Origin of the sequence: Streptomyces albiaxialis (assembly GCF_039530985.1) — a bacterium.
Taxonomy (GTDB): Bacteria; Actinomycetota; Actinomycetes; order Streptomycetales; family Streptomycetaceae; genus Streptomyces; species Streptomyces albiaxialis.
Genome location: NZ_BAAAPE010000014.1, coordinates 1 through 26,712 on the forward strand (window position 1 = coordinate 1; position 26,712 = coordinate 26,712).

Annotated in this window: 24 protein-coding genes; 4 read left to right on the forward strand and 20 right to left on the reverse strand. The window is 71.4% G+C overall.

The window, feature by feature from the left end:
• The coding region (locus ABD343_RS28620) for an RHS repeat-associated core domain-containing protein (RefSeq protein ID WP_344532285.1) at positions 1–397 on the forward strand (397 nt) is incomplete at its 5' end.
• Positions 398–1,084: 687 nt separating this feature from the next.
• Here the strand turns inward: ABD343_RS28620 and ABD343_RS28625 are convergent.
• The 5 genes from ABD343_RS28625 to ABD343_RS28645 all read right to left on the reverse strand — a co-directional run bounded on the left by ABD343_RS28625 (position 1,085) and on the right by ABD343_RS28645 (position 7,489).
• Complete coding sequence (locus ABD343_RS28625) at positions 1,085–2,005, reverse strand: endonuclease/exonuclease/phosphatase family protein (protein WP_344532286.1); 921 nt, start codon at positions 2,003–2,005, stop codon at positions 1,085–1,087.
• Entirely contained in the window at positions 2,002–2,607 is a 606-nt protein-coding gene (locus ABD343_RS28630; RefSeq protein ID WP_344532287.1) for a hypothetical protein, read from the reverse strand. Before ABD343_RS28630 ends, ABD343_RS28625 begins: the two co-directional genes overlap by 4 nt.
• A gap of 399 nt (positions 2,608–3,006) precedes the next feature.
• Positions 3,007–3,741, reverse strand: a complete 735-nt coding sequence (locus ABD343_RS28635) for a hypothetical protein (protein WP_344532288.1) — start codon at positions 3,739–3,741, stop codon at positions 3,007–3,009.
• Positions 3,742–3,892: 151 nt separating this feature from the next.
• Positions 3,893–5,257 (reverse strand): class I SAM-dependent RNA methyltransferase, encoded by a 1,365-nt coding sequence (locus ABD343_RS28640; protein ID WP_344532289.1) that lies wholly within the window; start codon positions 5,255–5,257, stop codon positions 3,893–3,895.
• A gap of 168 nt (positions 5,258–5,425) precedes the next feature.
• Entirely contained in the window at positions 5,426–7,489 is a 2,064-nt protein-coding gene (locus tag ABD343_RS28645) for an APC family permease (RefSeq protein ID WP_344532290.1), read from the reverse strand.
• A 68-nt stretch (positions 7,490–7,557) separates the two neighbouring features.
• Between ABD343_RS28645 and ABD343_RS28650 the strand changes: the two genes are divergently transcribed.
• Together ABD343_RS28650 and ABD343_RS28655 are read left to right on the forward strand one after the other, a co-directional pair.
• Complete coding sequence (locus ABD343_RS28650) at positions 7,558–8,223, forward strand: potassium channel family protein (protein ID WP_344532291.1); 666 nt, start codon at positions 7,558–7,560, stop codon at positions 8,221–8,223.
• Between the two features lie 88 nt (positions 8,224–8,311).
• Positions 8,312–8,980 carry a potassium channel family protein gene (locus tag ABD343_RS28655; protein WP_344532292.1) on the forward strand — a complete coding sequence of 223 codons (669 nt, stop codon included), beginning with the start codon at positions 8,312–8,314 and terminating at the stop codon, positions 8,978–8,980.
• 32 nt (positions 8,981–9,012) lie between these two features.
• On the opposite strand, the gene ABD343_RS28660 is transcribed toward ABD343_RS28655, so the two are convergent.
• The 6 genes from ABD343_RS28660 to ABD343_RS28685 are packed head-to-tail and all read right to left on the reverse strand — an operon-like array spanning position 9,013 to position 14,714.
• Positions 9,013–9,777, reverse strand: coding sequence for a DUF3159 domain-containing protein (locus ABD343_RS28660; protein ID WP_344532293.1), 765 nt, complete (start codon positions 9,775–9,777; stop codon positions 9,013–9,015).
• Between the two features lie 3 nt (positions 9,778–9,780).
• On the reverse strand, positions 9,781–10,185 hold the full coding sequence (locus ABD343_RS28665; protein ID WP_344532294.1) for an OB-fold nucleic acid binding domain-containing protein: 405 nt from the start codon (positions 10,183–10,185) through the stop codon (positions 9,781–9,783).
• 28 nt (positions 10,186–10,213) lie between these two features.
• The gene (locus tag ABD343_RS28670; RefSeq protein WP_344532295.1) at positions 10,214–10,900 is read right to left on the reverse strand and encodes a response regulator; all 687 of its coding nucleotides are present in this window, start codon (positions 10,898–10,900) and stop codon (positions 10,214–10,216) included.
• On the reverse strand, positions 10,875–13,502 hold the full coding sequence (locus ABD343_RS28675; RefSeq protein ID WP_344532296.1) for an ATP-binding protein: 2,628 nt from the start codon (positions 13,500–13,502) through the stop codon (positions 10,875–10,877). Before ABD343_RS28675 ends, ABD343_RS28670 begins: the two co-directional genes overlap by 26 nt.
• A gap of 57 nt (positions 13,503–13,559) precedes the next feature.
• Entirely contained in the window at positions 13,560–13,949 is a 390-nt protein-coding gene (locus tag ABD343_RS28680) for an acyl carrier protein (protein ID WP_344532297.1), read from the reverse strand.
• Between the two features lie 57 nt (positions 13,950–14,006).
• A complete protein-coding gene (locus ABD343_RS28685; RefSeq protein ID WP_344532298.1) occupies positions 14,007–14,714 on the reverse strand; it encodes an ABC transporter ATP-binding protein in 708 nt (235 codons plus the stop codon).
• A gap of 181 nt (positions 14,715–14,895) precedes the next feature.
• Between ABD343_RS28685 and ABD343_RS28690 the strand changes: the two genes are divergently transcribed.
• Complete coding sequence (locus tag ABD343_RS28690; RefSeq protein ID WP_344532299.1) at positions 14,896–16,029, forward strand: glycoside hydrolase family 88 protein; 1,134 nt, start codon at positions 14,896–14,898, stop codon at positions 16,027–16,029.
• 3 nt (positions 16,030–16,032) lie between these two features.
• Here the strand turns inward: ABD343_RS28690 and ABD343_RS28695 are convergent, their stop codons facing one another.
• The 9 genes from ABD343_RS28695 to ABD343_RS28735 all read right to left on the reverse strand — a co-directional run bounded on the left by ABD343_RS28695 (position 16,033) and on the right by ABD343_RS28735 (position 26,698).
• Positions 16,033–17,622 (reverse strand): ABC transporter substrate-binding protein, encoded by a 1,590-nt coding sequence (locus ABD343_RS28695; protein ID WP_344532300.1) that lies wholly within the window; start codon positions 17,620–17,622, stop codon positions 16,033–16,035.
• Positions 17,615–19,774: a hypothetical protein gene (locus ABD343_RS28700; RefSeq protein WP_344532301.1), complete on the reverse strand. Its 2,160-nt coding sequence runs from the start codon at positions 19,772–19,774 to the stop codon at positions 17,615–17,617. Before ABD343_RS28700 ends, ABD343_RS28695 begins: the two co-directional genes overlap by 8 nt.
• 118 nt (positions 19,775–19,892) lie before the next feature.
• A complete protein-coding gene (locus ABD343_RS28705) occupies positions 19,893–20,525 on the reverse strand; it encodes a potassium-transporting ATPase subunit C (RefSeq protein WP_344532302.1) in 633 nt (210 codons plus the stop codon).
• Between the two features lie 3 nt (positions 20,526–20,528).
• Complete coding sequence (gene kdpB / locus ABD343_RS28710; RefSeq protein ID WP_344532303.1) at positions 20,529–22,652, reverse strand: potassium-transporting ATPase subunit KdpB; 2,124 nt, start codon at positions 22,650–22,652, stop codon at positions 20,529–20,531.
• Positions 22,652–24,313, reverse strand: coding sequence for a potassium-transporting ATPase subunit KdpA (gene kdpA / locus ABD343_RS28715; RefSeq protein ID WP_344532304.1), 1,662 nt, complete (start codon positions 24,311–24,313; stop codon positions 22,652–22,654). Before kdpA ends, kdpB begins: the two co-directional genes overlap by 1 nt.
• 8 nt (positions 24,314–24,321) lie before the next feature.
• Positions 24,322–24,411 carry a K(+)-transporting ATPase subunit F gene (gene kdpF, locus ABD343_RS28720; protein WP_073447570.1) on the reverse strand — a complete coding sequence of 30 codons (90 nt, stop codon included), beginning with the start codon at positions 24,409–24,411 and terminating at the stop codon, positions 24,322–24,324.
• A gap of 376 nt (positions 24,412–24,787) precedes the next feature.
• Positions 24,788–25,564, reverse strand: coding sequence for a DUF3710 domain-containing protein (locus tag ABD343_RS28725; protein WP_344532305.1), 777 nt, complete (start codon positions 25,562–25,564; stop codon positions 24,788–24,790).
• Position 25,565: 1 nt separating this feature from the next.
• Positions 25,566–26,081 carry a dUTP diphosphatase gene (dut, locus tag ABD343_RS28730; RefSeq protein ID WP_344532306.1) on the reverse strand — a complete coding sequence of 172 codons (516 nt, stop codon included), beginning with the start codon at positions 26,079–26,081 and terminating at the stop codon, positions 25,566–25,568.
• Complete coding sequence (locus ABD343_RS28735) at positions 26,078–26,698, reverse strand: PaaI family thioesterase (RefSeq protein ID WP_425578304.1); 621 nt, start codon at positions 26,696–26,698, stop codon at positions 26,078–26,080. Before ABD343_RS28735 ends, dut begins: the two co-directional genes overlap by 4 nt.
• Positions 26,699–26,712: the final 14 nt, after the last annotated feature.

Consider the following 26,712-nt stretch of genomic DNA (forward strand, 5'->3'; position numbering starts at 1 on the left):
CGCCGCCCGCTACTACGACACCCGCACCGGCCGCTTCACCCAACCCGACCCCTCAGGTCTCGAAGCCAACCCCTACCTCTACGCGGCAGGCGACCCCACCAACCTCACCGACTCCAGCGGGCTCTACTGGGGCGAAGACCTCGTGAAGCGCATAGGCGGAGGCTTGAAGCGCTCCGCGAGCGGATATGGAATGCTCGCCCGAGAACTGTGGAACAGCCGCCCAAACGTGAACTTGGGCTGTGCCTCAGGGGTCCTTACCGTTGGCGCCGGGATCTTCACGATTTCAGAGTCGATCTCATCAACACCGATAACTCGCGGGTCGACCACTAAGCCGGGCGTAACCGCAGGAGTTCTCACCATCGGAGCAGGACTGACTACGATGGGGGCATCCTGTTGATCTCGGAGCAACCCACCTAGGTGTGATGGAGAATGGCCATGAAGGTTGCGAGTCGGTTCCTCCTGCTCGTTGCCGGCTGCCTGGCTGTGACTGCTGGATTCTTCGCTGGCAAGGGTTGGGCATTACTTGCTATCGCGATAGCGTCCGGCGCTGCCGCCGCAGTCGCGGGGGTGCTTCGCGGTCGATATCTCACACAGATATCGCAAGACGGTGGTTACCTGGGCCGTAAGGTGTCGCTGGTTCCCGGGGTTCTTCTGATGGGAGCCGCAGTTTTTCAGGGGGCGACCGGGAGTATTGTTCTCGCGGCGGTACCGATGGGAGCCGCTCTACTCGTCCTCTTCCTCGGCATGCCAACCAACTCAGGAAAGAAGGGAGCACCTCGCAAGCCAGAATGAACGAATGAACCTGCAGCAGACTAGGGCGCCACCCTCTTCGGGGCCGGATGCCAGTGTGATCTCACCTGTGCTCCTGCACCGCTTGAGAAAAGACCACCTATGAGCAGAGTTGTGGTTGCCGAGTCTTACAACTGAGTGTCCTGCTTGGCCCGGTAGTTCCTCTCCGGGCCAAGCAGGAAGAAGCAATGGCGCTAGGCTTGGGTCGTTTCACGGGGAGAAGGTACTCGCAACCACTAGAAGCTGGTCGAGGAGTTGCAGGAGGGGTTCCACCGCAGCTTCTCGCCGGTCTGAATCACCCGGGTCGGCGAGCTGCCCCAGTGCTCAGCAGCGCCGTCAGGTGCTCGTAGCCGAAGCGCACGAGCACGGGTGCGTGGTCGGAGAGTTCCAGGACCTCTGGGCTGTCGAGCACTTCGACTGATTCGATCGCCTCGTGCAGTCCGCCAGCGGTGTAGGCGCGGTCGATGCGCTGCGGACCGCCCTGTCCTGGCTTACGGTGACCGGCCGTTGCCGCGAGCGCATTGGGCTGGTCGAGGTGGTCGGCGGCGTGCTGAGCGCAGTCGGTGTATCCGGCGGACGTGAGGATCCGGTCGGGCTCGGTGTCGGAGATCCAGCGGCCCTGTTCGTCGCGGCCGAGGGTGCGTCGGGTCCTGAAGGAAAGATCGGTGACCTGGTCCCAGTCCGGCAGCGGTAGGGCGCTGTTCCAGCGCAGCGGGTAGGAGTTGCAGTCCCCGCCGATCAGCGCGCGCATGCCGGTCTGGGCGAGCATGGTCAGCCGCTGGGCCTCGGTCGCTCGGGTGAGCGGGTCGAAGCAGCACAGGTGGAACGAGGCGAGGTGGAGTGGTAGCGGGCAGCCGCGCAGCGTGACGGTCAACTGCTTGATCGGGTGCCACATGAGCGTGGTGTGGTTCTGCTCGGCGTGGACGTCGAAGAGGTCGGGGTTGATCGTGATCCCGGTGGCGTTGGGGGACTCGGGGGTGGGCGAGGCGAGGAAGACGCGGTGGCCCAGGAGGTTCTCGGACTCGAACTTCAGCCGGCCGTTCCAGTTGGCCGAGTGGGTCATCTCCTGGCGCAGTACGACGTCGGGCTTCAGGTCGCCGATCATCTCCTGGCCGGGCTGCCACTTCTCTCCCCGGTCCCCCAGGCGGGAGGGGTGGCCTCCGTCGTGCTCCTGGTTCCAGATCAGGGCGGCGACCGTTTGAGGGGTGCGGTTCACGAGGGGCTCCTTGTCGCTGTCGGCACGGCGCGGTGGCCGGGGGTGAGGGCGTGCTCCATCTGGGCGCGATCGAGGCGCACGAGGAGGAGGGCGTGCGGGGAGACTGTGCGTGTGGCGGCGGCGTCATCGTCTTCGTGGACGGTGTCGACGACCTCGACCGAGCGCACGGCGTCGCGAAGGCCAGGGGTGACGTAGATCCGGTCGGTGCGTTGCGGCCCGCCGCAGGTGGTGGGGGCGTAGCCGGTGGTCGGAGCCAGGGCGGCGTGCTGGCGGTGCCGGTCGGCTGCTTCCCGGGCGACGTCCACGAGACCGCTGTCGCGCAGGATGCGGTCGGGCATGGTGTCGGCGACCTGTTGGCCGCGCTCGTATCGGGTGCGCTGTGTGCGGAAGACCGGATCAGCGGTGGCGAGGTCGGGCAGCGGGGTGGGCTCGCCGCGGCCGGGCGGGTGGTCGGGGAAGGAGCGGAAGGTGCCGCCGATCAGGGCGTTGCGGGCGGGCTGGTTGAGGGTGGTCAGCCAGCGGACCTCGCTGGCCCGGACCGCCTCGTCGTGGCCGCAGAAGGTGCTGGAGACCACGTGGAGGGGCAGCGGGCACCCGCTCATCCTCAGCTCGACGTGAGACGGCGGTGTCCACCACGGCCGGTCGTGCTCGTGGTCGCGTTCGAGGTCGAAGAGTCCGGGCCTTGAAGAAGGCCGCGCTGGGCTGGTCCTCTTGCGGCCCCGGCGGTGAGAGGCGGCCGTGGAGCCCGAGGGCCTTGCCCATCGTGACCAGGCGGGGAAGTCCCCTGGTGCGGCTGTGGATGAGACCTTGGAGGAGGACGAGGTCGGGTTTGTGGGTGCGGAGGATGTCGCGGCCTTGATGCCAGCGGCGGCCAGGGTCACCGTGGTCGGTGATGCCGCCGTCATCCATCAGGTTCCAGCAGGCCACCAGGACCACCCTCTGGCCGGGGAGACGGCGTTCTTCCTTCACGCGCGGCTCGGTCGGGAGGGCAGAGCTGCCGGTCATGCCGCCAGTCCGAAGTGGTCGCGGCAGATCTCGATCAGGAGCGTGAGGTCCCACTCGGCCAGGACGGTGTGGTGGTCGGACAGGCCGGTCATGGGCACGACCTCGACGCGGGTGAGCGCGGACGCGAGCAGGCCGCTGGTGAAGAGGAAGTCGATACGGGTGGCGGGCCCCTGGGCCGGCTTGGCCTCCGAGGTCGCGGCCACCGGATCCGCTTGGCCGCTGTGGTGGGCGTGGAAGCGGGCGGTGTCCGTCAGCCCGCCGCCCGTGAGGATGCGGTGCGGCTCGCAGTCCATGATCCGCTCGCCGCTGGGGGCGTGGCGGCTGCGGTGGGCCAGGTGCTGTACGTCCTTGATCTGTTCCGGCCTCGGGGCCCCGGGCTCCCCGGGGACGCGCCCGGTCTCGTCCGCGTAGCTGTTCCCATCGAGCCCCAGCGCGAGCACGGGCGCCTTCCGGCGCTGCTCATCGTCCGGCGTGTGGACGCGGTCGGGCAGGCGCAGCAGGTTCTCGGCCTCGCCCGCGCGGTCCGTACAGGCCGCGTAGGACAGGTGGGCGGAGCCGCAGACGACCTCGATGTCCTCGGCGTCCCGCAGCCGCAGGGTCACGGCGGTGGGGTGGAGCCAGAAGCCCGGCCAGTCGGTGTCCCAGGTCTCGGTCTTCTTGAAGGTGTCGGACCTCCAGTAGACGGCGGTGGCGTGCTTGCCCGGTCCGAGTTCCCCTTCCATGCGCAACACGTCCTAAAGGGTGTTGCCAGCACGGAACTGGAGAGCCAGTTCAGAGCACCGTCGTGACCATGATCAATGAGCGTCACGAGCGTCATTTCAGCGTCAAGATAACGCCCGTAACGCCCACAGCGCACATCATGCACATCGCCAAAGGTGCAGGTCAGGCCCCCTTCTTCACCGGCTCCAGAATCGCCACGCACTCCATGTGGTGCGTCATCGGGAAGAGGTCGAACGCGCGGAGGAAGCGGGGCCTGTAGCCCTCGGTGGCGAAGTATTTGAGGTCGCGGGCGAGGGCGGCCGGGTCGCAGGCCACGTAGGCGATGCGGCGGGGGCCGAGGGAGGCGATGTGGGTGACCGTCGCGCGGCCCGCGCCGGTGCGGGGCGGGTCGAGGACGACGAGGTCGGCGTCGGTGATGCCGGTGCGGGGGAGGACGCGTTCGACCTTGCCGTGTTCGACGCGGACGCGGGGGAAGTCGGCGAGGTTGTGGCGGGCGTCCTCCACCGCGCGCTTGGTGGACTCGATGCCGAGGACCGCGCCCTGCTCGCCGACGCGGTCGGCGAGGGCGCCCGCGAAGAGGCCGACGCCGCAGTAGAGGTCGAGGGCCATCTCGCCCTTGCGCGGGGTCAGGCCGCGCATCACCGCGTCGACCAGGACCTCGGCGGCGCGCGGGTGGACCTGCCAGAAGCCGCCCGCGCCGACGCGCCACGTACGCCCGTCCGCGCGCTCGCGGACGAAGTCGCGGCCGTGGACGCGGTGGACGGCGCCGTCCTTCTCGCCCACGCGCAGCACGGAGACCGGCTTGTCCAGCTCGACGAGCGGGAGGCGGCCGCCGGGGCGCGGGGTGAGGACGACTTGGCGGTCGGCCGAGCCCGTGGCGGCGATCGCGTCGATCTCCGCGATCGCCGGCCATGAACGGGACTCGATGCCCAGCTCGTCCACGCCCGGCGCGGCGATCATGCAGTGGTCGACGGGCTCGACCTCGTGCGAGCGGTGGCGGCGGAATCCGGGGCGGCCCTCGGCGTCGACCGCGTAACGGACGCGGGTGCGCCAGGACGGGACCTCGCCCGGGGCGACCTTGTCGCCGGGCGCGGGCTCGACGGTGCCGTCCCAGGAGACGTCCTCCGGGGTCAGGCCCGCCAGCCGCTGGAGCTGCTCCGCGAGGACATCGGCCTTGAGGCGGCGCTGCGCGCCGGGCTTCACGTGCTGCCAGTCGCAGCCGCCGCAGTGCCCGGGGCCGGAGAACGGGCAGGGGGCCTCCACGCGGTCCTTGGCGGGGTCCAGGACCCGCACCGCGTCGGCGCGCAGGAAGCGGGAGTCCTCGCGCCCCTCGGTGACCCGCGCCACCACGCGCTCGCCGGGGAGCGTATGGCGTACGAAGAGGACCTGCCCGGCCTCCGTACGGGCTACGCAGTGGCCGCCGTGCGCCACGGGCCCGATCTCGACCTCGTACTCCTCCCCCACGAGGGAGGGGGCGGCGGAGGCGGCAGAGGCGTCAGCTTCGGCGTCGGCAGGGGACTCGGGCATGGCGCACGGGCTCCAGAGGAAGGAAGGCGGGAGGGGCGGAGGGCTCGGCGGCCGGGACCGTCGGAACCGCAACGGCCGAGTCTACTTCCCCGGCACTCCCCGTTCCCCCGCCCGCGTCACTCCCCCCGTTCCCGTCACTTCCCCGTCCCCGTCACTTCCCCGCCCGCGTCACTTCTCCCGCGGCTTCGTCAGGCCCGCCGAGGACTGCTTGCCCTGCTGCTTGACGGGGCCGCGGCGTACCGAGCCCGGCGCGTTCCAGTCCTCGCGGCGGCGGGCGCGCTTCTTGGCCAGCTCGGAGGATTCGAGCTGGTACGGCACGGAGGTGACCATGACGCCCGGCGTGAAGAGCAGGCGGCCCTTGAGCCGGAGCGCGCTCTGGTTGTGCAGCACGTGCTCGTACCAGTGGCCGACCACGTACTCGGGGATGAAGACGCTGACCACGTCGCGCGGCTGCTCCTTGCGGAGCCGCTTGACGTACTCGGTGACCGGCTTGGAGATCTCGCGGTAGGGCGAGTCGAGGATGGTCAGCGGGATGTCGATGCCGCGCTCGTCCCACTGCCTGCGCAGCGCCTCGGTCTCGGCGTGGTCCACGTTGACGGTGACGGCCTCCAGGTGGTCGGAGCGCATCAGCCGGGCGTAGGACAGGGCCCGCAGCGTCGGCTTGTGGATCTTGGAGACGAGGACGAGGGAGTGCACGCGCGAGGGGCGTACGGTCCGCTCGCCCGGGTCCTCGGCCGCCAGCTCCTCGGAGACGCTGTCGTAGTGCCGGCGGATCGCGGTCATCAGGCCGTAGAAGAGCGCCATGCCCAGCAGGGAGACCCAGGCGCCGTGGGTGAACTTGGTCACCAGGACGACGACGAGCACCAGCCCCGTGAAGAAGGCGCCGAAGGTGTTGATGGCGCGGGAGCGGTGCATGTGGCGGCGGCGCGCGGGGTCGGTCTCGGTGGTGAGCAGCCGGTTCCAGTGCCGCACCATGCCGGTCTGGCTGAGGGTGAAGGAGACGAAGACGCCGACGATGTAGAGCTGGATGAGGCGGGTGGAGTCGGCCTCGTAGACGGCGACGAGTATCGCGGCGGCGCCGGAGAGCAGCACGATGCCGTTGGAGAAGGCGAGCCGGTCGCCGCGGGTGTGCAACTGGCGCGGCAGGTAACGGTCCTGCGCGAGGATCGAGCCGAGCAGCGGGAAGCCGTTGTACGCCGTGTTGGCGGCCAGGAAGAGCACGAGCGCGGTGGCGGCGGCCAGGAAGACGAACGGGATCGAGCCGTCGCCGAAGACCGCGGCGGCGACCTGGGAGATCACCGGGTTCTGCGTGTAGTCGGAGCCCACCGGGTGTCCGTTGTCCAGCAGGTCCTTGGCCGGGTTCTCGGCCATCTTGACGTCCGTGGCGAGCGCGAGCCCGATGATGCCGCAGAACATCGTGACGGCGAGGACGCCCATCATGGCGAGCGTCGTCGCCGCGTTCTTCGACTTGGGCTTGCGGAACGCGGGCACGCCGTTGCTGATCGCCTCGACGCCCGTCAGCGCGGCGCAGCCCGAGGAGAAGGCGCGCAGCAGCAGGAACGCCAGCGCGAAGCCGGCGAGCCCGGACTGTTCGCTGTGGATCTCGAAGTCGGCGGTCGGCGCGCGCATCTCGTCGCCGAAGAGCACGCCGCGCACGACGCCCCAGAGCAGCAGCCCGAAGACGCCGATCACGAAGCAGTACGTCGGGATCGCGAAGAGCTTGCCCGACTCCCGTACGCCGCGCAGGTTCATCAGTGTGAGCAGCACGATCACACCGACCGCGCAGAGTGTCTTGTTCTCGACGACGAACGGGATCGCGGAGCCGAGGTTCTCGACGCCGGAGGAGATGGAGACGGCGACGGTCAGCACATAGTCGACGAGGAGCGCGCTGGCGACCGTCAGCCCGGCCCGGCGGCCGAGGTTGGTCGTGGCGACCTCGTAGTCCCCGCCGCCGCTCGGATACGCCCGGACGTTCTGCCGGTACGAGGCGACGACGGTGAACATCAGCACCACGACCGCGACGGCGATCCACGGGCTGAAGTGATACGCGGAGACCCCCGCGACCGAGAGCACCAGCAGCACTTCGCCCGGTGCGTAGGCCACCGACGACAGCGGGTCGGAGGCGAAGACGGGAAGGGCGATGCGCTTCGGCAGCAGTGTTTCGCTCAGTTTGTCGCTGCGGAGCGCCCTCCCGAGGAGGAGTCGTTTCGGTACGTCGGTCATCCTGGACACGCAGAGGATCGTATGCGGTCAGTCGTGCGATGCTGAGACGGCCCGCTGTACGGGATGAAGGGACGGGCGTGCACATTGTGATCATGGGCTGCGGACGGGTGGGAGCCGAGCTCGCGCAGACCCTGGAACGACAGGGCCATACGGTGGCGGTCATCGACCAGGACCCCACCGCTTTCCGGCGCCTCGGATCCGGCTTCGGCGGCCGCCGTGTGACAGGTGTGGGCTTCGACCAGGACACCCTGCGCGAGGCGGGCATCGAGGAGGCCGGAGCCTTCGCGGCGGTCAGCAGCGGTGACAATTCCAACATCATCGCGGCCCGGGTGGCACGCGAGATGTTCGGGATCGACCATGTGGCCGCGCGCATCTACGATCCCCGTCGCGCCGAGGTCTACCAGCGCCTCGGCATCCCGACCGTCGCGACGGTCCGCTGGACCGCCGACCAGATGCTGCGCAGGCTCCTGCCGTCCGGCGCCGAGCCGCTGTGGCGGGACCCCAGCGGCGCCGTGCAGCTCGCCGAGGTGCACGCGGCGCCCGCGTGGGTGGGACAGCGCGTGAGCAGGCTCCAGGAGGACGCGGGGGTGCGGGTCGCCTTCCTCACCCGGCTGGGCGAGGCGATGCTGCCGACCTCGGAGACGGTCCTCCAGGAGGGCGATCTGGTGCACGTGATGATGCGGTCCGACGAGGTGGGACGGGTGGAAGAGGTCTTCGCTTCGGGTCCTGAGGAGGGTCCGTGAGCGACGCACGCGCGGCTGCCGGGCCGCAGACGGCGACGGTCCCCGCGGCCTGCCGCGCGGGCGGAGATGCGAACAGAAGGACGGGCTCATGAGGGTGGCCATCGCCGGGGCCGGCGCGGTCGGCAGGTCGATCGCGGGCGAGCTGCTGGAGAACGGGCACGAGGTGCTGCTCATCGACAAGACGCCGACGGCGATCTCGGTCGAGCGGGTGCCGCAGGCGGAGTGGCTGCTGGCCGACGCCTGCGAGATCACCTCGCTCGACGAGGCGGCGCTGGAGCGCTGCCATGTGGTGATCGCCGCGACGGGCGACGACAAGGTCAACCTCGTCGTCTCGCTGCTCGGCAAGACGGAGTACGGGGTGCCGCGCGTGGTCGCGCGGGTCAACAACCCCAAGAACGAGTGGCTGTTCAACGAGTCGTGGGGCGTGGACGTCGCCGTCTCCACGCCGCGCCTGATGTCCGCGCTGGTCGAGGAGGCGGTGAGCGTCGGCGATCTCGTACGGCTGATGCGCTTCTCGCAGGGCGACGCGAACCTCGTCGAGCTGACGCTGCCGCCGGAGGCGGCCCTGGCGGGGACGCGGGTCGGTGACGTGACGTGGCCGGAGGACACCTCGCTGGTGACCATCATCCGCGGCAACCGGGTGCTGACGCCCGACCGGGACGACGCGCTGGAGGCGGGCGACGAGCTGCTGTTCGTGGCGGCACCGGCCCGCGAGGAGCAGCTCGAACAGCTCCTGTCCGTCCGTGCCGAGCAGTAGGACCCCGCAGCCGTAGGTGCCCGTACGGGCTCTCAGCGGCGGTGGCGACCCGAACCGGAGGCGGCGGCCTGCTCCTTGGCCGCCGCCTTCTCCGCCTCCTCGGCCTCCTCGCGCGCCTCCATCTCCGCGATGACGTTGATGGGCGCGGGGGCCTTGGCGAGGAAGATCCAGGTGAGGTAGACGGCGAGCAGGAACGGCGGGATCTTCAGCGCGACCGTGACCCAGCCGAACTTGGCGGTGTCGGCCCAGAAGTACATCGGGAAGAGGATCGCGCACTTGGCCAGCAGGATGAGGCCCCACGCGTAACTCGCCTTGGTGTACGCCCTCTTGCGGCCCGGGTTGCGGGTGCGCCAGGAGAGGTTCTCCTTGAAGACCGGACCCAGCACGAGCCCGAGCAGCGGGACGCCCGCGGCCGAGGTGACGAGATAGGCCAGGGCGAGGCCCAGCGTGTAGAGCATCCCGGGCAGGTAGAAGTCCTTCGCGTTGCCCGTCATCATCGCGAAGACGACGCCGAAACCGACGCCGAAGATGCCGCTGAAGGCGTGCTTGACGGTGTCCTTGCGGGCGAGCCGGACCACGGTCATCAGCCCCGCCAGCACCAGCGCGGCGATGGCGGCTGCCTGGATGTTCTTGTTGATCGTGAACATCGTGATGAAGACCAGTCCGGGGACGGTGGTCTCCACCAGGCCGCGGATGCCGCCGAAGGCTTCGAAGAGCGCCGCCTCCGTGACGGCCTGATCACCCGGCCGGTCGTCGTCCTGGTTCTCGTCGGCGGCCGGTTTGTCGAGGGAGGTCACCCGCTACTCCTGTCCGAGGGGTCGCAGCTCGTACTTCGGGTTGAACATCACGGGGCGGCCGCGGTTCTTCGTGATCCTGCCCCAGACGATCAGCTTGCGACCCGGCTCGATGCCCGCGATGGCGCGGCGGCCCAGCCAGATGACGTCCAGTGCGGCCGAACCGTCGAACAGCTCGGCCTCCAGCGTGGGCACTCCGGCTCGCGGCCGCAGGGTCACGGTGCGCAGCGTACCGGTCACGCGGACCATGTCGCGGTCGGCGCATTCGGAAATACGGGCGCATCCACGGCCCGCGGCCTCCTGGCGCAGCTCCTCCGAGCGGAGGTCCTCCTCCGAGGTGGAGAGCCGCTCCAGAAACCGCCGGAAACGCCCGTTTCCTGTGGATCGCTGCTCACGGGTGGCGCCTGTCATGAGTGCCAGGGTACCGCCGGGCGCGGGGTTACTTCTCGAACCGGTATCCCATTCCGGGTTCCGTGACGAAGTGGCGCGGATGCGAGGGGTCGGCCTCCAGTTTGCGGCGGAGCTGGGCCATGTAGACGCGCAGGTAGTTCGTCTCCGTGCCGTACGAGGGGCCCCAGACCTCCTTCAGGAGCTGTTTCTGGCTGACGAGGCGGCCCGTGTTGCGGACGAGGACCTCCAGCAGGTGCCACTCCGTGGGGGTGAGGCGGACGTCGCGGCCGTCGCGGTGGACCTTCTTCGCGGCCAGGTCGACGCTGAAGTCGGAGGTCTCGATGACGCCCGAGTCCTCGGCGGAGCCGGCGGCGGGCTCGGCGCGGCGCACGGCGGCGCGCAGCCGGGCCAGCAGCTCGTCCATGCCGAACGGCTTGGTGACGTAGTCGTCGGCGCCCGCGTCGAGGGCCTCGACCTTCTCGTCGGAGGTCTGGCGGGCCGACAGGACGAGGATCGGGACCCGCGTCCAGCCCCGGATGCCGCGGATGACGTCGACGCCGTCCATGTCCGGCAGCCCGAGGTCGAGCACGACGACGTCGGGGTGGCGGTCGGCCGCGAGACGGAGCGCGGTGGCGCCGTCGGGGGCGGCGTCGACCTCGTACTTCCGCGCCTTGAGGTTGATCACGAGGGCGCGGACGATCTGCGGTTCGTCATCGACCACGAGCACCCGGTGCATGCGGTATTTCCTCTCGTTCCCGTTCATTGTGTTGTTGTGCCGCGCCCGCGCGCACGGCACGGGCCGGGGCGCGGCCGTGCGCGGCGCACAGGGTGAGGACCATCGTCATGCCGCCGCCCGGGGTGTCCTCGGCCTCCAGGGTCCCGCCCATGGCCTCCGCGAAGCCGCGTGCGACCGCGAGGCCCAGGCCGACGCCGGAGCCGCCGGGGGCGTCCCCGTAGCGCTGGAAGGGCTCGAATATGCGGTCCTTGTCGCTGTCGGGGACGCCGGGCCCCCGGTCCATGACGCGGACCTCGACGCGGTCGGCGAGGGCACTGGCCTTGATGAGGGCCTTCTTGCCGGGCGGGCTGTACTTGACGGCGTTCTCGACGAGGTTGGCGACCGTACGTTCCATCAGGCCCGGGTCGACGGCGACCAGCGGCAGGGCCTCGGCGATGGCGAGCCGCACGCTGCCCTCCGGGACGCCGGAGAGGGCCTTGGGGACGACCTCCTCCAGGCTGATGTCGCGGATCAGCGGGGCGACGGTGCCGGTCTGGAGGCGGGACATGTCGAGCAGGTTGCCGACGAGGTTGTCGAGCTTGTCGGCGCCCTCCTCGATGGAGCGCAGCAGCTCGGACTCGTCCTCCTCGGACCACTCGACGTCGTCGGAGCGGAGCGAGGAGACCGAGGCCTTGATCGCGGCGAGCGGCGTGCGCAGGTCGTGGGAGACGGCCGCGAGGAGGGCCGTGCGGATGCGGTTGCCCTCGGCCAGCTCACGGGCCTGCTCGGCCTCGCCGACGAGCCGCTGGCGGTCCAGGACGCCCACGGCCTGCGCGGCGAAGGCGGCCAGCACGCGGCGGTCCTCGGCGGGCAGCACGCGGCCGCGCAGGACGAGCATCATGCGGTCGCCGACGGGCATGTCGACGTCGCCGTCGTCGGGCCGTACGAGCGGCTTCGCGCCCTCCCCGGTGCCGACGCTGCCCGCGCAGGTCCAGGGCGAGCGCTCGTCGGCGCGCTCCAGCAGCGCGACGGAGTCCATGCCGAAGGTCTCGCGGACCCGCTCCAGCAGCTCGTCCAGCGAGTCCTGGCCGCGCAGCACGCTGCCGGCGAGGACGGAGAGGATCTCGGACTCGGCGCGCAGCCGGGCCGCCTGGTGCGTACGGCGGGCCGCGAGGTCCACGACGGAGGCGACGGCGAGCGCGACGGCGAAGAAGACGACGAGGGAGACGATGTTGCGGAAGTCGCTGATCGTCCACTCGTGGGTGGGCGCGGTGAAGTAGTAGTTCAGCAGCGCCGAGCAGACCGCGGCCGAGGCCAGCGCGGGCAGCAGCCCGCCGACGAGCCCGGCGGCGACGGTGAGGACCAGGAAGAGCAGCACGTCGTTGGTGAAGCCGACGTCCGGGTCGAAGGTGGTCATCAGATACGTCAGCAGGATGGGCAGCCCCACGGCCGTCAGCCATCCCGTGACGACCCGGGAGCGGCCCAGCCGCGCGGCGCGCGCGACGGGCAGCCCTCGGCCCTTGGCGACCTCGTCGTGGGTGACGATGTGGACGTCGAGGTCGGGCCCCGAGTCGCGGGCCACGAGCGCGCCGACGCCGGGCCCGAACACGTACTGCCAGGCCTTGCGGCGCGAGGAGCCCAGCACGATCTGGGTCGCGTTGACGCCCCGCGCGAAGTCGAGCAGCGCCTCGGGGACGTCGTCGCCTATGACGTGGTGGTACGTGCCGCCGAGGTCCTCCACGAGGGTGCGCTGCACGGCCAGCTCCTTGGGAGAGGCGGAGGTGAGGCCGTCGGCGCGCGCGATGTAGACGGCGAGGATCTCGCTTCCGGAGCCCTTGGCGGCCATGCGCGCCGCGCGGCGGATCAGGGTGCGGCCCTCGGGTCCGCCCGTGAGGCCGACGACGATGCGCTCGCGGGCCTGCCAGGTGGAGCGTATGCGGTGCTCGGAGCGGTACTGCTGGAGGTACTCGTCGACCCGGTCGGCGGTCCACAGCAGCGCCAGCTCGCGCAGGGCCGTGAGGTTGCCGGGGCGGAAGTAGTTGGAGAGGGCGGCGTCGACCTTGTCCGAGGAGTAGATGTTGCCGTGGGCCATGCGGCGGCGCAGGGCCTGGGGCGACATGTCGACAAGTTCGATCTGGTCGGCGCGGCGGACGACCTCGTCGGGCACGGTCTCCTGCTGCCGCACGCCGGTGATCGACTCGACGACGTCGCCCAGCGACTCCAGGTGCTGGATGTTGACGGTCGAGATGACGTCGATGCCCGCTTCGAGCAACTGGTCGATGTCCTGCCAGCGCTTCTCGTGGCGGGACCCGGGGACGTTGGTGTGCGCCATCTCGTCCACGACGGCCACGGCCGGGCGGCGCTCCAGGACGGCCTCGGTGTCCATCTCGGTGAGCGCCGCGCCCCGGTAGGTGATCTCCCGGCGGGGGAGCTGCTCCAGGCCGTGCAGCATCACCTCCGTACGGGGACGGTCGTGGTGCTCGACGAAGCCGACGACGATGTCGGTGCCCCGCTCCTGTCTGCGGTGTGCCTCGGAGAGCATCGCGTAGGTCTTGCCGACACCGGGTGCAGCGCCGAGGTAGACCCGCAGCTTGCCGCGCCGCTTCTGGAGTGCTGACGCCATGGCTCCATTGTCACCGCTCCGACAAGTGTTCCCTCCCGGGTACGGCGTACCGGGCCGTCAGGGTTGCGTATGGATCGCCCCGTGCCCGTTCCAGGGCGCCGTGCCGCCCCTGCCGGCCCTGCCGCGCGCCCCCGCCCTCCCCGCCGCCCGCGCCGTCCGGCGGGGGCGGACGCCCTCGGCGTCCTGCCGGTCCCGCTGGACCTGGACCATGCCCCACAGCACGCCCGCGTTCGCGAACGCCGAGGGCGGCATGGTCCCGGGCGGGAACGTCACCCCGTGGCTGTCCTCCAGCCGCGCGATGGTCTGCATCATCCCGACGGAGTCCAGCCCGCAGGCCACCAGATCGGTGTGCGGCAGCAGCTCCTCGGTCGGCTTGAGCAGCGGCAGACCCGCCCGTACGACCTCCTCGAACGCGGCGTCCCACGGCACGGCAACGGCAGACATCATGGCGGCCCTCCCGGTACGGGGTAGCTGACCCGGCCGGGCCAGCGTGGGCCCTCCGCCTCAAAGCGGGCTCGACACCCGGCCGGGCTCGCGCAGGACGCCGTCGCCCAGCTCCACGACGCGGTCCGCGAGGTCGAGGAGGGACTCGTCGTGGGTGGCGACCAGGGCGGTGACGCCCTCGCCGTCCGGGCCCTTCTCGTCGCGGACGACGGCGCGCAGCAGCTCCATCACGCCGTGCCCCGTCTCCGCGTCGAGCTGGCCCGTGGGCTCGTCGGCGAGGAGGAGCGCGGGCCGGTTGGCGAGGGCGCGGGCGATGGCCACGCGCTGCTGCTGGCCGCCGGACAGCTCGCCGGGACGCTGGGCCGCGTGCTCGGAGAGGCCGACGAGGGCGAGCAGCAGTGCGACACGCTCCTCGCGCTCGGCGGCGGGCGTCCGGCGCAGCCGCAGCGGCACGCCGACGTTCTCGGCGGCGGTGAGGACGGGGAGCAGCGCGAAGGACTGGAAGACGTAGCCGATACGGTCGCGGCGCAGCGCCAGGACGTCCTGCTCGCCGAGCGAGGCGAGGTCCGTGCCGTCGACCGCGACGCGCCCGGAGTCGGGGGCGTCGAGGCCGCCGACGAGGTTGAGCAGGGTCGTCTTGCCGGAGCCGGAACGGCCGCGGACCGCGACGAGTTCGCCGCGCGGCACGGTCAGGGAGACGCCGCGCAGAGCGTGCACGGCGGTGGGCCCGCGCCCGTAGGTGCGGTGCACGTCCTCGATCTCGACCATGTGAGCGGTCAATCCCCGGCCCCCGTCCGTGTGTTCGGTCGTCGCCCCCGTACCGCCCCAGTATCCCCCGCGTCCCTCCGCGCGGGGTTCCCCGTGACGGGATTCGGCTGCATCATGACGCAGGCCACAAGAGAGAACGTCGTTCACGTACACGAACCCCGATTCGACGGAAGGCACCCCCATGGACCGACGTCGTCTGCTCCTGAGCACCGCCGCGCTGGGCACCGCCCTCGCCGTCCCCGCGCTCCCCGCCCCCGCTCTCGCCCGCGAACGCGCCGCGCTCCCGCCGCGCGACGAGATCCTGGGCGCCCTGCGCAGAGCCGCCGACCACTGGATATCCGCGCACGCCGACCCCGGCGACAACCAGTGGGCCCGCGCGACCTTCTTCAGCGGGCTGACGGCCCTGCACCGCGCGACCCGCGAGCCCCGCTATCTCGCCTACGCCCGCTCCTGGGCCGAGAAGCACGACTACGCGCTGCACAACGGCGTCACCACCCGGCACGCCGACGACCACAACGCGGGCCAGGCGTACCTGGACCTGTACGAGGCCGAGGGCGGCACCGACGGGGCGAAGATCGCCGCGATCGAGGACTCCCTGCACCGGATGACGTACACCGACCGGCCGGAGAAGAACGACGACTGGTGGTGGGACGACGCGCTCCACATGGCCATGCCGCCCTTCGCGCGGCTGAGCGTGCTGCGCGGCGACGCCCGTTACGCGGACAAGCTGCACGCCCTCTACACCCACACGAAGTCGGCCGAGGGCGGCCCGGGGCTGCTCGACCCCGGCACCGGGCTCTGGTACCGCGACAAGCGGTTCCTGCCCGGCGGCATCGGCTCCCCCGCCGGGAAGCCCGTGCTCTGGTCGCGCGGCAACGGCTGGGTGACGGGCGGCCACGTCAAGACGCTCAAGGCCCTGCCGCGCGGCGCCGCGCACACCGCCGAGTACCGCGGGGCGCTCGTACGCCTGCTGCGCGCCCTGCGTGCCGTCCAGCGCGAGGACGGCTTCTGGAACGTGAACCTCGCCGACGCCGCGCACCTCCCCGGACCCGAGACGAGCGGCACGTCCTTCTTCACGTACGGCCTCGCGTACGGCGTCCGCACCGGCCTGGTCCCCCGCGACCGCTACCTCCCCGCGGCGGCCGCCGCCTGGCGGGGCCTGGTGACGAAGGCCCTGCACGACGACGGCTTCCTGGGCTACGTCCAGGGCGTCGGCGACCGCCCCGAGTCGAGCCAGCCCGTCACGTACGGGACGACGGCCGACTTCGGGGTCGGGGCCTTCCTGCTGGCGGGAACGGAACTGCTCCGGGTGTGAGGGCTATTCGGAGGGCGCCTTGCAGTACTTCTTCGGGGCGCCCTCCGGCCACGCCAGCCGGTCGAAGGCGACGCGCTTCTCCTCCGGGTCGAGCCGGACGACGGCGACCGCCTTGTTGTACGGCGTGCCGTGGTCGCGCAGGCAGATCCAGCCGCTGGCGCCCTTCACCTTGTTGGCGCCGCTGAGCCGGGACGTCGCCGCGGCCACGTCGCGCGGGTCCGGGACCTCCCGCTGGCTGGGCGCGGCCTTGTGGATGCGCTCGATGGAGGTGAGGGCCGAGTCGTACATGGTGATCGTGCGCCCGTCGTCCAGGTCGGTCGGCCCGATGCCGCCGTTGCCCTTGGCCTTCCCCTTCGCCTTCTGCTCGTCGATCAGCTCCGTCAGCTTGGCCAGGTCGTTCGCCGAACCGCCGTAACGGGGCGGCCGGGTGGACTTCTTCCAGGCGTCGGGGTGCGTGACCGTCGCGTAGGTGACGGTCAGCCCGCCCCGCTCGTGCAGCGCCTCCCAGTCGAACTCCGGATCGAGCGCGAGCGTCGAGGCGCCGGAGACGGTGGCGAGGGTGAGGGGCCGGGCGCAGTCGCGGTCGCCCAGCTCGCTGACGAACTGGGACAGTTCCTTGGGGCGCCCGGCGAACAGCACGGTGTCGCGCCCCGACTCGCACAGGTTCTGCACGATGTCCCCGAACGTGTCCGGCAGCATGCGCCCGGAGTCGTACGTCTCCGGCGCGTACGGCGCGCCCTTGGCCGCGTCCTTGAACGCCCGCCGCAGGGAACGGGCGTAGAGGTCCTTCGGCGCCTCGTCCTCGACCAGGAAGAGGTCCTTGTCCTCCTTGCCGAGCCGCCCCAGCAGCGCCTCGGTCTGGTCCTTGTTGTCCGGCACGACCTTGGCGAGCCCGGGGAAGGGCTCCTCGGAGGGGGTGTTGGCCAGCGTGTGCGCGGTGATGGGCCCGCCGACCACCGGGATGTGCTTCTCCTCGGTGAGGATCTCCAGGTTCTCGCGCACCGCCTCGACACTGAGGTTGAACCCGAAGACCGTACGCAGCTTGTGCCTGCCCTTCACCATCCCGCCGAGGTCGTCGGAGACCTCCCGCACCCGCTCCTCGGCCCTCTCGTCCGTCATCCCCACGCCGGGGTTGGCGAGCACGAGGCGTACGGGCGGCAGCCGCCTCTCCTTCTCGTTGGCCCGCAACTGCGCCAGGTAGGCCCCCTGCACCTCCCGTACGACCTCGGTGCGCTCCCCCGTGTGCGCCTTGCCCTCGCCGGGGCTCATCGGGATCATCAGCGCGATGGTGACGTAGGGCTGGCCGGGATCGCCGAACCGGCCCGAGGTCACCTTGTCGTTCTGCTCCTTGATGCGCCCGGAGACCGGCTCCAGCTCGGGGAAGAAGGCGTGGGCGCCGTCGGTCACCCCGTAGCACCGGTCGTCGCCGCCCCGGAGCCCGGCCTTCTCGCACTCGCTCTCCGAGGAGGGCCAGAACGTCCACGCGGCGAAGACCACCCCCGCCACGACGGCCGCCGCGGCCACCACGACGACCGCCCGCAGGAACGGGTCGAGCCTCCTGAACGCGCCCCACGGCCCTCCGCCGTCAGCCATCGCCGCCTCCTCCGGGTACGGACAGGAACGGGGGCTGCCGCCCCTGGCTCAGCTCCCCGCTCCAGGTGTCGGCCGCCTCGGCCAGCGGGTTGCTCATCCCCGCGGCCGGGACCGCGGCGCGCCCCAGCACCTGGAGCGGCTCGGTGACGTACATCGCCAGTTCCTCGGCGCCCGGGGCCGGGGTCCTGGCCGGCGGCGCCGCGAGCCGCCACAGGGAGAGCAGCAGGCTCGCCATCTCGCGGTGCAGCCCGGCCTGTCCGTCGTCCGCGCAGTACGCGCACTCCTCCGCCGACCAGCTCTCCGGATAGCCCTCGTAGGGCGCGGGCGCCGCCGCCAGAAGCTGGAGGTCCAGCAGCCAGCGCGCGTACCGCCGCTCCCCGAACCGCCGGTGGAGCGCGGGCAGCGCCTCGCTGTTCCACTTGCCGAGGGCCATGGCGTGGTGCAGCCGCAGCATCTCCGCCTCACCGCCCCCGGAACCGGGACCGGTGCCTTCACCGGGACCGGTGCCCTCGCCGCCGCCGGTCCGCGCCGCGTAGTGCCGCTCCAGCCGCTCGTGCACCTGCCGCCAGCGCGTGCCGTCGCCCTGCTCGCGCAGGACGTGGAGCAGGACGGCGCGCAGCGCCGGGTCCCGGACGACGGGCAGCGCCGACCCCCGCCCCCTCGGCCAGACGGTGCCGTTGGCGTACGGCCTCATCAGCGCCCGCGCCGTGGGCCCGTTGGTCGGCTGGTGGCGCAGCGGCACTCCGGCGGCGCAGGCCGCGGGCCAGTCCAGCGCGGGCGCGGCGGGGAGCGCGGCGCTCCGCACCGCCGGGTCGGGCAGCAGCAGTTCCAGGATGCGCGCCGCGACCGAGGGCGCGCCGGGCCCGGAGCGGTGCGCGAGCGCCTCCTCCCCCGCGCCCGCCCGGGCGAGCAGCAGCATGGGGCCCGTACGCCCGGCGCCGAGCCGCGTCATGCGGGTGAGGCGCTCCGTGGTCGCGCCGTGGCCCGCCTCGCGGAGCATCTCCTTGGCGTCGTCCCAGGTGGCGGCAGGGATGCCCAGGCGGGTCAGCCACTGCCGGGGCGGGACGCGGTCCGGGCGGGTCCACTGCCCGGTCTCGGTCTCCCCCAGGGAGTCGCGGGGACAGGCCGCCGGCACGATCCCCTCGCGCGCGCCGTCTCCGCGCGAGGTGACGAGGGTGACGGGGCGCATCACCCGGCGGGTGCGGGTGTCGGCGCCGAGCGCCGCGTACTGCCGCACATAGGGATCGAGCCAGCGCTCCCGCAGCGCCTCGTCGAGGTTGTCCAGCAGGAGGAGCGGCGGATGGCACCGGATCCGGTCGACCCAGCCGTAGTTGGCGGCGATGTCGGCCAGCAGCGCGGCCATCAGGTGCTCCTCCACCCGCCCGCGGCCCCCGGGCTCGCGGGAGCGGAAGTCGTCGACCAGGCCGAGGAGTTTGCGCGTCGGGGAGTCGACGCCCGGGAGGCGCCCCGCCCACCAGTCGAGGGCCGGGTCGGGCTTGCCGCGCGCCGACCAGTACGTGAGGGTCTCCCGGGCCGCCGCGATGACCTGCGCGAAGCCGGGCGGGGCGAGCGCGCCGGTCAGCACCGCGACGGCGACCTCCGCCCACGCGGCCACCACGCTGCGCGCCCGCTCCGGGTCCTCGGGGCCCGCCGCGTCCGCCGCGCGCATCACGCCCTCCAGGGCGGCGGCGGCCTCGGAGAGCTGGTCGGGGGGCCTGTCCTCGCCCGCGTCCTCGGTGGTCAGGGCGCGCAGCAGGCCGAGCATCAGCGGGAGCCGGGAGAACGTCAGGGTGTGTTTGCGGCCCTGGGTGACCCGGCTGTCCGTCAGGCCGTACTCGATACGGAAGAGGAGGTGCGTGACGGGCGAGGAGTGCGGCGTGTCCAGCGCCGCCCGCGCCCGCTCGTCCGGGGACGTGAACCACCTGCTCGCCTCCAGGTCCACGTGGACCGTCGGCAGCCGGGTGTGGTGCTGCTCCCGGGCCCAGTGCAGCAGCGCCGACTTGCCCGTCGCCCGGTCGCCGACCAGTTCGACCACGGGCGCGCCGTGGGGGAACGGGGACTTGAGCCACACCCCGGTGTGCACGTCCCAGCGCAGCAGCCACGGCAGCAGGAGCCGGCGCACGTCGGGCAGGTCCCACGACTGCTCCGCCACCGCCACCCCCTGTACACCCGTGGTTACAGGGCTCCGAGAGTATGCGTGAAGCTCTCACCAAGGAAGCCTGTTCGCACGGGAGTTGGGGGCAGCGGGGCCGACGGGCGGAGGCAGAGGGCTACTTCCCGGCGGCCTCCTTCACCTTCCCGGCGGCCTCCTTCACCGCGAGGTTCAGCTTCAGCACGTTCACCCGGGGCTCGCCCAGGATCCCGGCCTCGCGGCCGCTCGTACGGTCGTCGACGAGCTTCTCGACCGTGCCCTTCGACAGCCCGTTCTCCCGTGCCACGCGGGCGGTCTGGATCTCCGCGTACTTCTCGGAGATGTCCGGGTCGATCGAGGACGAGGAGCCGGTGACCGCGTCCTTGGGGACCTCCGACTCGGGCACGCCGTTGAAGGCGGCCACGTCCTTCTTCGCCTTGCGGACCATCTTGACCAGCGTCGGATCGCTGGCCCCGAGCTGGCTGGAGCCCGTCGCGCGCGGGTCGTAGCCGGAGTGAGAGGGGCGGCCCTGGAACCACTTCGGGTCGGGCTTCTTCCCGCCGTCCTTGTTCCAGCTCTGGCCGATGAGCGCGGAGCCGACCTCCTTGCCGTCGGCCTTCACCATCGAGCCGTTGGCCTTGTCGTGGAAGACGCCCTGGGCGACGCCCATGATCGCGAGCGGGTAGATCACGCCGCAGACGACCGTGAGGACGAGCAGCGCGCGGAACGCGGCCCAGACCAGGCGTCCTGTGTTGCGTACCGAGGTGTTCATGGGTCAGCCCACTCCCGGGATCAGCGTGATGAGCAGGTCGATGAGTTTGATGCCGACGAACGGGGCGACGAGGCCGCCGAGTCCGTAGACGCCGATGTTGCGGCGCAGCATCCGGTCCGCGCTCATCGGCCGGTAGCGCACGCCGCGCAGGGCGAGCGGCACGAGGGCGACGATGATCAGCGCGTTGAAGACGACGGCGGACAGGATCGCGGACTCGGGCGAGGCCAGGCCCATGATGTTGAGCTTGTCCAGGCCCGGATAGGCCACGGCGAACATCGCGGGGATGATCGCGAAGTACTTCGCGACGTCGTTGGCGATGGAGAACGTGGTCAGCGCGCCCCGCGTGATGAGGAGCTGCTTGCCGATCTCGACGATCTCGATGAGCTTGGTCGGGTTGGAGTCCAGGTCCACCATGTTCCCGGCCTCCTTGGCGGCCGAGGTGCCGGTGTTCATGGCCACGCCGACGTCCGCCTGGGCGAGGGCCGGGGCGTCGTTCGTGCCGTCGCCCGTCATCGCGACGAGCCGCCCGCCGGCCTGCTCGCGCTTGATGAGCGCCATCTTGTCCTCGGGGGTGGCCTCGGCGAGGAAGTCGTCGACGCCCGCCTCCTTGGCGATGGCCCCGGCCGTCAGCGGGTTGTCGCCCGTGATCATGACGGTCCTGATGCCCATGGCGCGCAGCTCCTCGAAGCGTTCGGCCATGCCCTCCTTGACGACGTCCTTGAGGTGGATCACGCCGAGCACGCGCGGCCCGCCGCCGTCCTCGACGCCGACGACCAGCGGGGTGCCGCCCGCCTGCGCGATCCCGTCGGTGATCCGGTGCACCTCGTCGCCGACCTCGCCGCCGCGCTCGCGGACCCAGGCGCACACCGAACCGGCCGCGCCCTTGCGGACCTTGAGCCCGGCCCCGTTCTCCGTGAGGTCCACGCCCGACATCCGGGTCTGCGCGGTGAACGGCACCCACTCCGCGTGCTCCAGCTCCCCCTCGTGCCGCTCGCGCAGCCCGTACTCCTCCTTGGCCAGCACGACCACGGAGCGGCCCTCCGGCGTCTCGTCGGCCAGCGAGGAGAGCTGCGCGGCGTCGGCGACCTCGGCCGCGGTCGTGCCGCGTACGGGCACGAACTCGGCGGCCTGGCGGTTGCCGAGCGTGATGGTGCCGGTCTTGTCGAGCAGCAGCGTGGACACGTCGCCCGCGGCCTCGACCGCGCGCCCGGACGTCGCCAGCACGTTGCGCTGCACGAGCCGGTCCATGCCCGCGATGCCGATCGCGGAGAGCAGCGCCCCGATCGTCGTCGGGATCAGGCACACGAGCAGGGCCGCGAGGACCGTGAGGGACTGCTCGGCGCCCGCGTAGACCGCGAAGGGCTGGAGCGTGACCACGGCCAGCGTGAAGACGATCGTGAGCGAGGCCAGCAGGATGTTGAGCGCGATCTCGTTCGGCGTCTTCTGCCGCGCGGCGCCCTCCACCAGCGAGATCATCCGGTCGATGAAGGTCTCGCCGGGCTTCGTCGTGATCCGGATGACGATCCGGTCGGACAGCACCTTCGTACCGCCCGTGACGGCGCTGCGGTCGCCACCCGACTCGCGGATGACCGGTGCCGACTCGCCGGTGATCGCCGACTCGTCGACGGAGGCGACGCCCTCGACGACATCGCCGTCGCCCGGAATCACGTCGCCCGCCTCGCAGACGACCTGGTCGCCGACGCGCAGGTCGGTGCCGGGCACGGACTCCTCGGCGCCGCCCGAGGTCAGACGGCGCGCGACGCTGTCCGTCTTGGCCTTGCGCAGCGTGTCGGCCTGGGCCTTGCCACGGCCCTCGGCGACGGCCTCCGCGAGGTTCGCGAAGAGGACGGTCAGCCACAGCCAGACGGCGATGACCCAGCCGAACCAGTCGCCGGGGTGGGCGACGGCGAGCACGGTGGTGACCACCGAGCCGACCTCGACCACGAACATGACCGGCGACTTGACCATCACGCGCGGGTCGAGCTTCCGGAACGCGTCCGGAAGCGACTTCCCGAGCTGCTCGGGGTCGAACAGGCCGCCGCCGACGGGTCCTCCGGGGGCGTGGGACGCTCCGTGCGAAGGCCGGACCCCGTCCTCCGCGTGACGTACTTGGGTGGCTGTGCTCATCAGGAGAGTCCCTCCGCGAGCGGCCCCAGAGCGAGGGCCGGGAAGAAGGTGAGACCGGTGATGATCAGGACCGAGCCGACCAGCATCCCGGTGAAGAGGGGTTTTTCGGTGCGCAGCGTGCCCGCCGTGGCCGGTACGGGCGCCTGCCCGGCCAGTGACCCGGCGAGCGCCAGCACGAACACCATGGGCAGGAACCGGCCCAGCAGCATGCACAGCCCGATGGTGGTGTTGAAGAACGGCGTGTCCGCACCGAACCCGGCGAAGGCGCTGCCGTTGTTGTTCGAGCCCGAGGTGTAGGCGTACAGCACTTCGCTGAAGCCGTGGGCCCCGATGTTGGTCATGGCCTCCTTGCCGTCCGGCAGCGCCATGGCCAGCGCGGTGCCGCTCAGCACCAGCGCGGGCGTGACCAGGATGTAGCAGGCGGCGAACTTGATCTCGCGCGGCCCGATCTTCTTGCCCAGGTACTCGGGCGTACGCCCGACCATGAGCCCGGAGAGGAAGACCGCGACGACGGCCATGACGAGCATCCCGTAGAGCCCGGAGCCGACGCCGCCGGGCGAGATCTCGCCGAGCATCATCCCGAGCAGGGTCACTCCGCCGCCGAACGCCGTGTAGGAGTCGTGGAAGGAGTTGACCGCGCCGGTCGAGGTCATGGTCGTGGAGACCGCGAAGAGCGAGGAGGACCCCTCCCCGAACCGCTGCTCCTTGCCCTCCATCGCGCCGCCCGCCAACTGCGCGGCGGTGCCCGGGTGGGCGTACTCGGAGACGGTCACGGCGATGACGGCCGCGAGCCATATCGCGCCCATCGCGGCGAGGATCGCGTACCCCTGCCTCACGCTGCCGACGAGCCTGCCGAAGGTGCGGGGGAGGGAGAACGGGATGACGAGGATCAGGAAGATCTCCAGGAGGTTCGAGAATCCCCCCGGATTCTCGAACGGGTGCGAGGAGTTGGCGTTGTAGAAGCCGCCGCCGTTGGTGCCCAGCTCCTTGATGACCTCCTGCGAGGCCACGGGCCCGCCCGGGATGTGCTGGGTGGAGCCGGAGAGGGTGTGCACCTCGTGCATCCCGGCGAAGTTCTGCACCGCGCCCGTCGCCACCAGCACGATCGCCGCGATCACGGAGATCGGCAGCAGGATCCGCACGACACCGCGCACCAGGTCGGCCCAGAAGTTGCCCAGTTCGCCGGTACGGGCGCGGGCGAAGCCCCGTACGAGCGCGATGGCGACGGCCATGCCGACGGCGGCGGACACGAAGTTCTGCACCGCGAGGCCGGACATCTGGGTGAGGTGGCCCATGGCCGACTCGCCCGAGTACGACTGCCAGTTGGTGTTGGCGACGAAGGACGCGGCGGTGTTGAAGGCCTGGTCGGGGTCGATGGGCTTGAAGCCCAGGGACATCGGCAGCTTGTCCTGGAAGCGCTGCATCGCGTACAGGAACAGCACACCCACGGCCGAGAAGGCGAGCACGGCCCGCAGATAGGCGGGCCAGCGCATCTCGGCGCCGGGGTTGGCGCCCACGCAGCGGTAGATCCACCGCTCGACGCGCAGATGCTTCTCGGAGGAGTAGACCCGGGCCATGTAGTCGCCCAGGGGACGGTGCACCAGAGCCAGCGCGGCGATGAGCGCGGAGATCTGGAGCACGTCGGCGAGGATAGGGCTCATGTCGGCGCTCAGAACCTCTCCGGGAAGACGAGGGCGAGGACCAGATAGCCCAGCAGTGCGACGGCGACAATGAGGCCGACGAGATTCTCGGCCGTCACAGTGCCGCTCCGTTCGCTTCTCCGCCCGCGCGGCAGCCCGCGGGCACCGTTGTCCACCGCGGCCCGGCAGCCACGCGTGCGACGCTCACAGTTTGTCCACTCCCTTGGCGATGAGGGCCACCAGCGCGAAGACCGCGAGCGTGGTGACGACGAAGGCCAGATCGGCCATCGCGCGCTCCTAGATGGTGATGAGGTGCTTCTGACCTCCTCAGGGAACCTCTGTTCCCAGCGCCCTCAGCTTCCGTTGACGCCCCCCATACGCGCTGGTGAGCGCTCTTGACGGCTCCCATACGGCGATGTGGCGGCGCACACAGAAGAGGGTGGCCGGAACCCGTCCCTACGGATTCCGGCCACCCTCGGTGGCTGTGTCAGCCGGTCAGCGGACCTCGGAGATCTCCGGCCCGCGCTGCAGCTTGTCGAGGCCGCCCGCGAACCGGGAGCCCTCCTCGGCGGTCTCCTGCTGCACGCCGTCCGGCACCATCTGCGCGTCGTCCGGCAGCTTGAGGACGATCGGGTCACGGGGCGCCATCGGCTGGTCACCGCGGACGACCACGGTGTCCCGGAAGATCTGCTCCAGCAGACCCGCCGCCTCGGGCTGCACCGCGCCCTGCCCGGAGATCACCCCGCGCAGGAACCAGCGCACCCCGTCGACGCCGATGAACCGCACGACCTGCACGCCGTTCGTCCCGTCCGGGAGCTGCACCGGCACCTGGGCCCGCAGCTCCCAGCCGAGGGGGCCCTCGACCTCGTCGATCACACCTCCCTGCTGGGTGATGCCGGAGGCGATCTCCTCGCGCACCTCGTCCCAGATGCCCTCGCGCTTGGGCGCGGCGAACCCCTGGAGCTGGATGGCGCTGTCCTGGAGCACGAGCGTGGCCGCGACGATCGCGTCGCCCGCGACCTCGACGCGCAGCTCCATGCCCTCGACACCCGGCACGAACAGGCCGCCGAGGTCCACGCGGCCCGCGCTGGGGTCGCTGACCTCGGAGACGTCCCAGGGACCGTCGGGACGCGGAGCGGGCGGCAGCTTGACCCGGGCGGCCTCGGCCGCGTCCTGGGGGCCGTCCTCCTCGGTGCTGTCCTGTTCCGTCTCGAACTCGTCCGAGGCGCCCGTCCCAGGCTCTTCGCTCTTCTTGCGACGACGTCCGAACACGTCACTGTCCTCTCAGGTCGGAGGCCCCGGTGGCCCCGACCGCAACGTAATCCTTCTGCTGTGCTGCATGTCCGCCCGTGGAGCCGAATCCGCCCTCGGCCCGCTCGGATCCCGGCAGCTCGGCGACCTCGCGGAAGCGCACCTTCTCCACCTGCTGGACGACGAGTTGGGCGATACGGTCGAACCGCTCGAACCGCACCGGCTCGCGCGGGTCCAGATTGGCCACGATCACCTTGATCTCCCCACGGTACCCGGCATCCACCGTTCCCGGCGCATTCACGAGCGAGACTCCGCAGCGTGCTGCCAGCCCGGACCGCGGGTGCACGAAGGCCGCATACCCCTCCGGGAGGGCGATCGACACCCCCGTGGGCAGAACGGCGCGTTCGCCGGGGGCGAGTTCGGCGGCCTCGGTGGTGACGAGGTCGCATCCCGCGTCGCCGGGACGCTGGTAGGAGGGGACGGGCACCTCGGGGTCCGTCAGCTTCAGCAGCACCTCAACGCGACTGTCCGTACTCATGGGTTCACCTCGAAGGCGCGGGCGCGCCTGACCTGGTCGGGGTCCGCCATCGCGGCCTCGATCTCCTCGTCCCTGCCGTTGTCGATGAAGTGCTCGACCTTGACCTCTATGAACACCGCGTCGGCGCGCACCGCGACCTCCCCGTCCGGGCCGCCGATGCGGCCGACGGCGGTGGAGTAGATCTTCCGGCCGTGCACGCCCGTGACGTGGGCCTCCAGATGCAGCACGGTGCCCACGGGCACGGGGCGCAGGAAGTCCGTCTCCAGCCGCCCGGTCACGGCGATCACGTGCATCAGCCAGCCCAGCGAGCCCAGCGTCTCGTCGAGCGCCGTGGTCAGCACGCCGCCGTGCGCGAGCCCGGGGGCGCCCTGGTGGGCGGGCTTCACGGTGAACTCGGCCGTGACGCTCACGCCCTCGCCCGCGGTGGCCGACAGATGCAGCCCGTGCGGCTGCTCACCGCCGCAGCCGAAACACTGCCCGTAGTGGGCGCCGAGGGGCTCGCCCGGTGCCGGGGCCTCGGGATGGCGGACGGGTGCGACGGCGTCCTCCGGCGGCTCCAGCGGCTGTTTCCGCTGCGCCGGGGGACGCGGCTGGTTCGTGGGGTTGGCAGCGCTCACGGGTGGAGACCTTA

Coding starts and splice junctions, on each gene's coding strand:
- dut (WP_344532306.1), bottom strand. CDS start 26,081: ATGAGTACGGACAGTCGCGTTGAGGTGCTGCTGAAGCTGACGGACCCC.
- kdpB (WP_344532303.1), bottom strand. CDS start 22,652: ATGAGCACAGCCACCCAAGTACGTCACGCGGAGGACGGGGTCCGGCCT.
- ABD343_RS28640 (WP_344532289.1), bottom strand. CDS start 5,257: ATGCCCGAGTCCCCTGCCGACGCCGAAGCTGACGCCTCTGCCGCCTCC.
- ABD343_RS28665 (WP_344532294.1), bottom strand. CDS start 10,185: ATGACAGGCGCCACCCGTGAGCAGCGATCCACAGGAAACGGGCGTTTC.
- ABD343_RS28690 (WP_344532299.1), top strand. CDS start 14,896: ATGGACCGACGTCGTCTGCTCCTGAGCACCGCCGCGCTGGGCACCGCC.
- ABD343_RS28675 (WP_344532296.1), bottom strand. CDS start 13,502: ATGGCGTCAGCACTCCAGAAGCGGCGCGGCAAGCTGCGGGTCTACCTC.
- ABD343_RS28655 (WP_344532292.1), top strand. CDS start 8,312: ATGAGGGTGGCCATCGCCGGGGCCGGCGCGGTCGGCAGGTCGATCGCG.
- ABD343_RS28685 (WP_344532298.1), bottom strand. CDS start 14,714: ATGGTCGAGATCGAGGACGTGCACCGCACCTACGGGCGCGGGCCCACC.
- ABD343_RS28680 (WP_344532297.1), bottom strand. CDS start 13,949: ATGATGTCTGCCGTTGCCGTGCCGTGGGACGCCGCGTTCGAGGAGGTC.
- ABD343_RS28670 (WP_344532295.1), bottom strand. CDS start 10,900: ATGCACCGGGTGCTCGTGGTCGATGACGAACCGCAGATCGTCCGCGCC.
- kdpA (WP_344532304.1), bottom strand. CDS start 24,313: ATGAGCCCTATCCTCGCCGACGTGCTCCAGATCTCCGCGCTCATCGCC.
- ABD343_RS28630 (WP_344532287.1), bottom strand. CDS start 2,607: ATGAGCGGGTGCCCGCTGCCCCTCCACGTGGTCTCCAGCACCTTCTGC.
- ABD343_RS28705 (WP_344532302.1), bottom strand. CDS start 20,525: ATGAACACCTCGGTACGCAACACAGGACGCCTGGTCTGGGCCGCGTTC.
- ABD343_RS28695 (WP_344532300.1), bottom strand. CDS start 17,622: ATGGCTGACGGCGGAGGGCCGTGGGGCGCGTTCAGGAGGCTCGACCCG.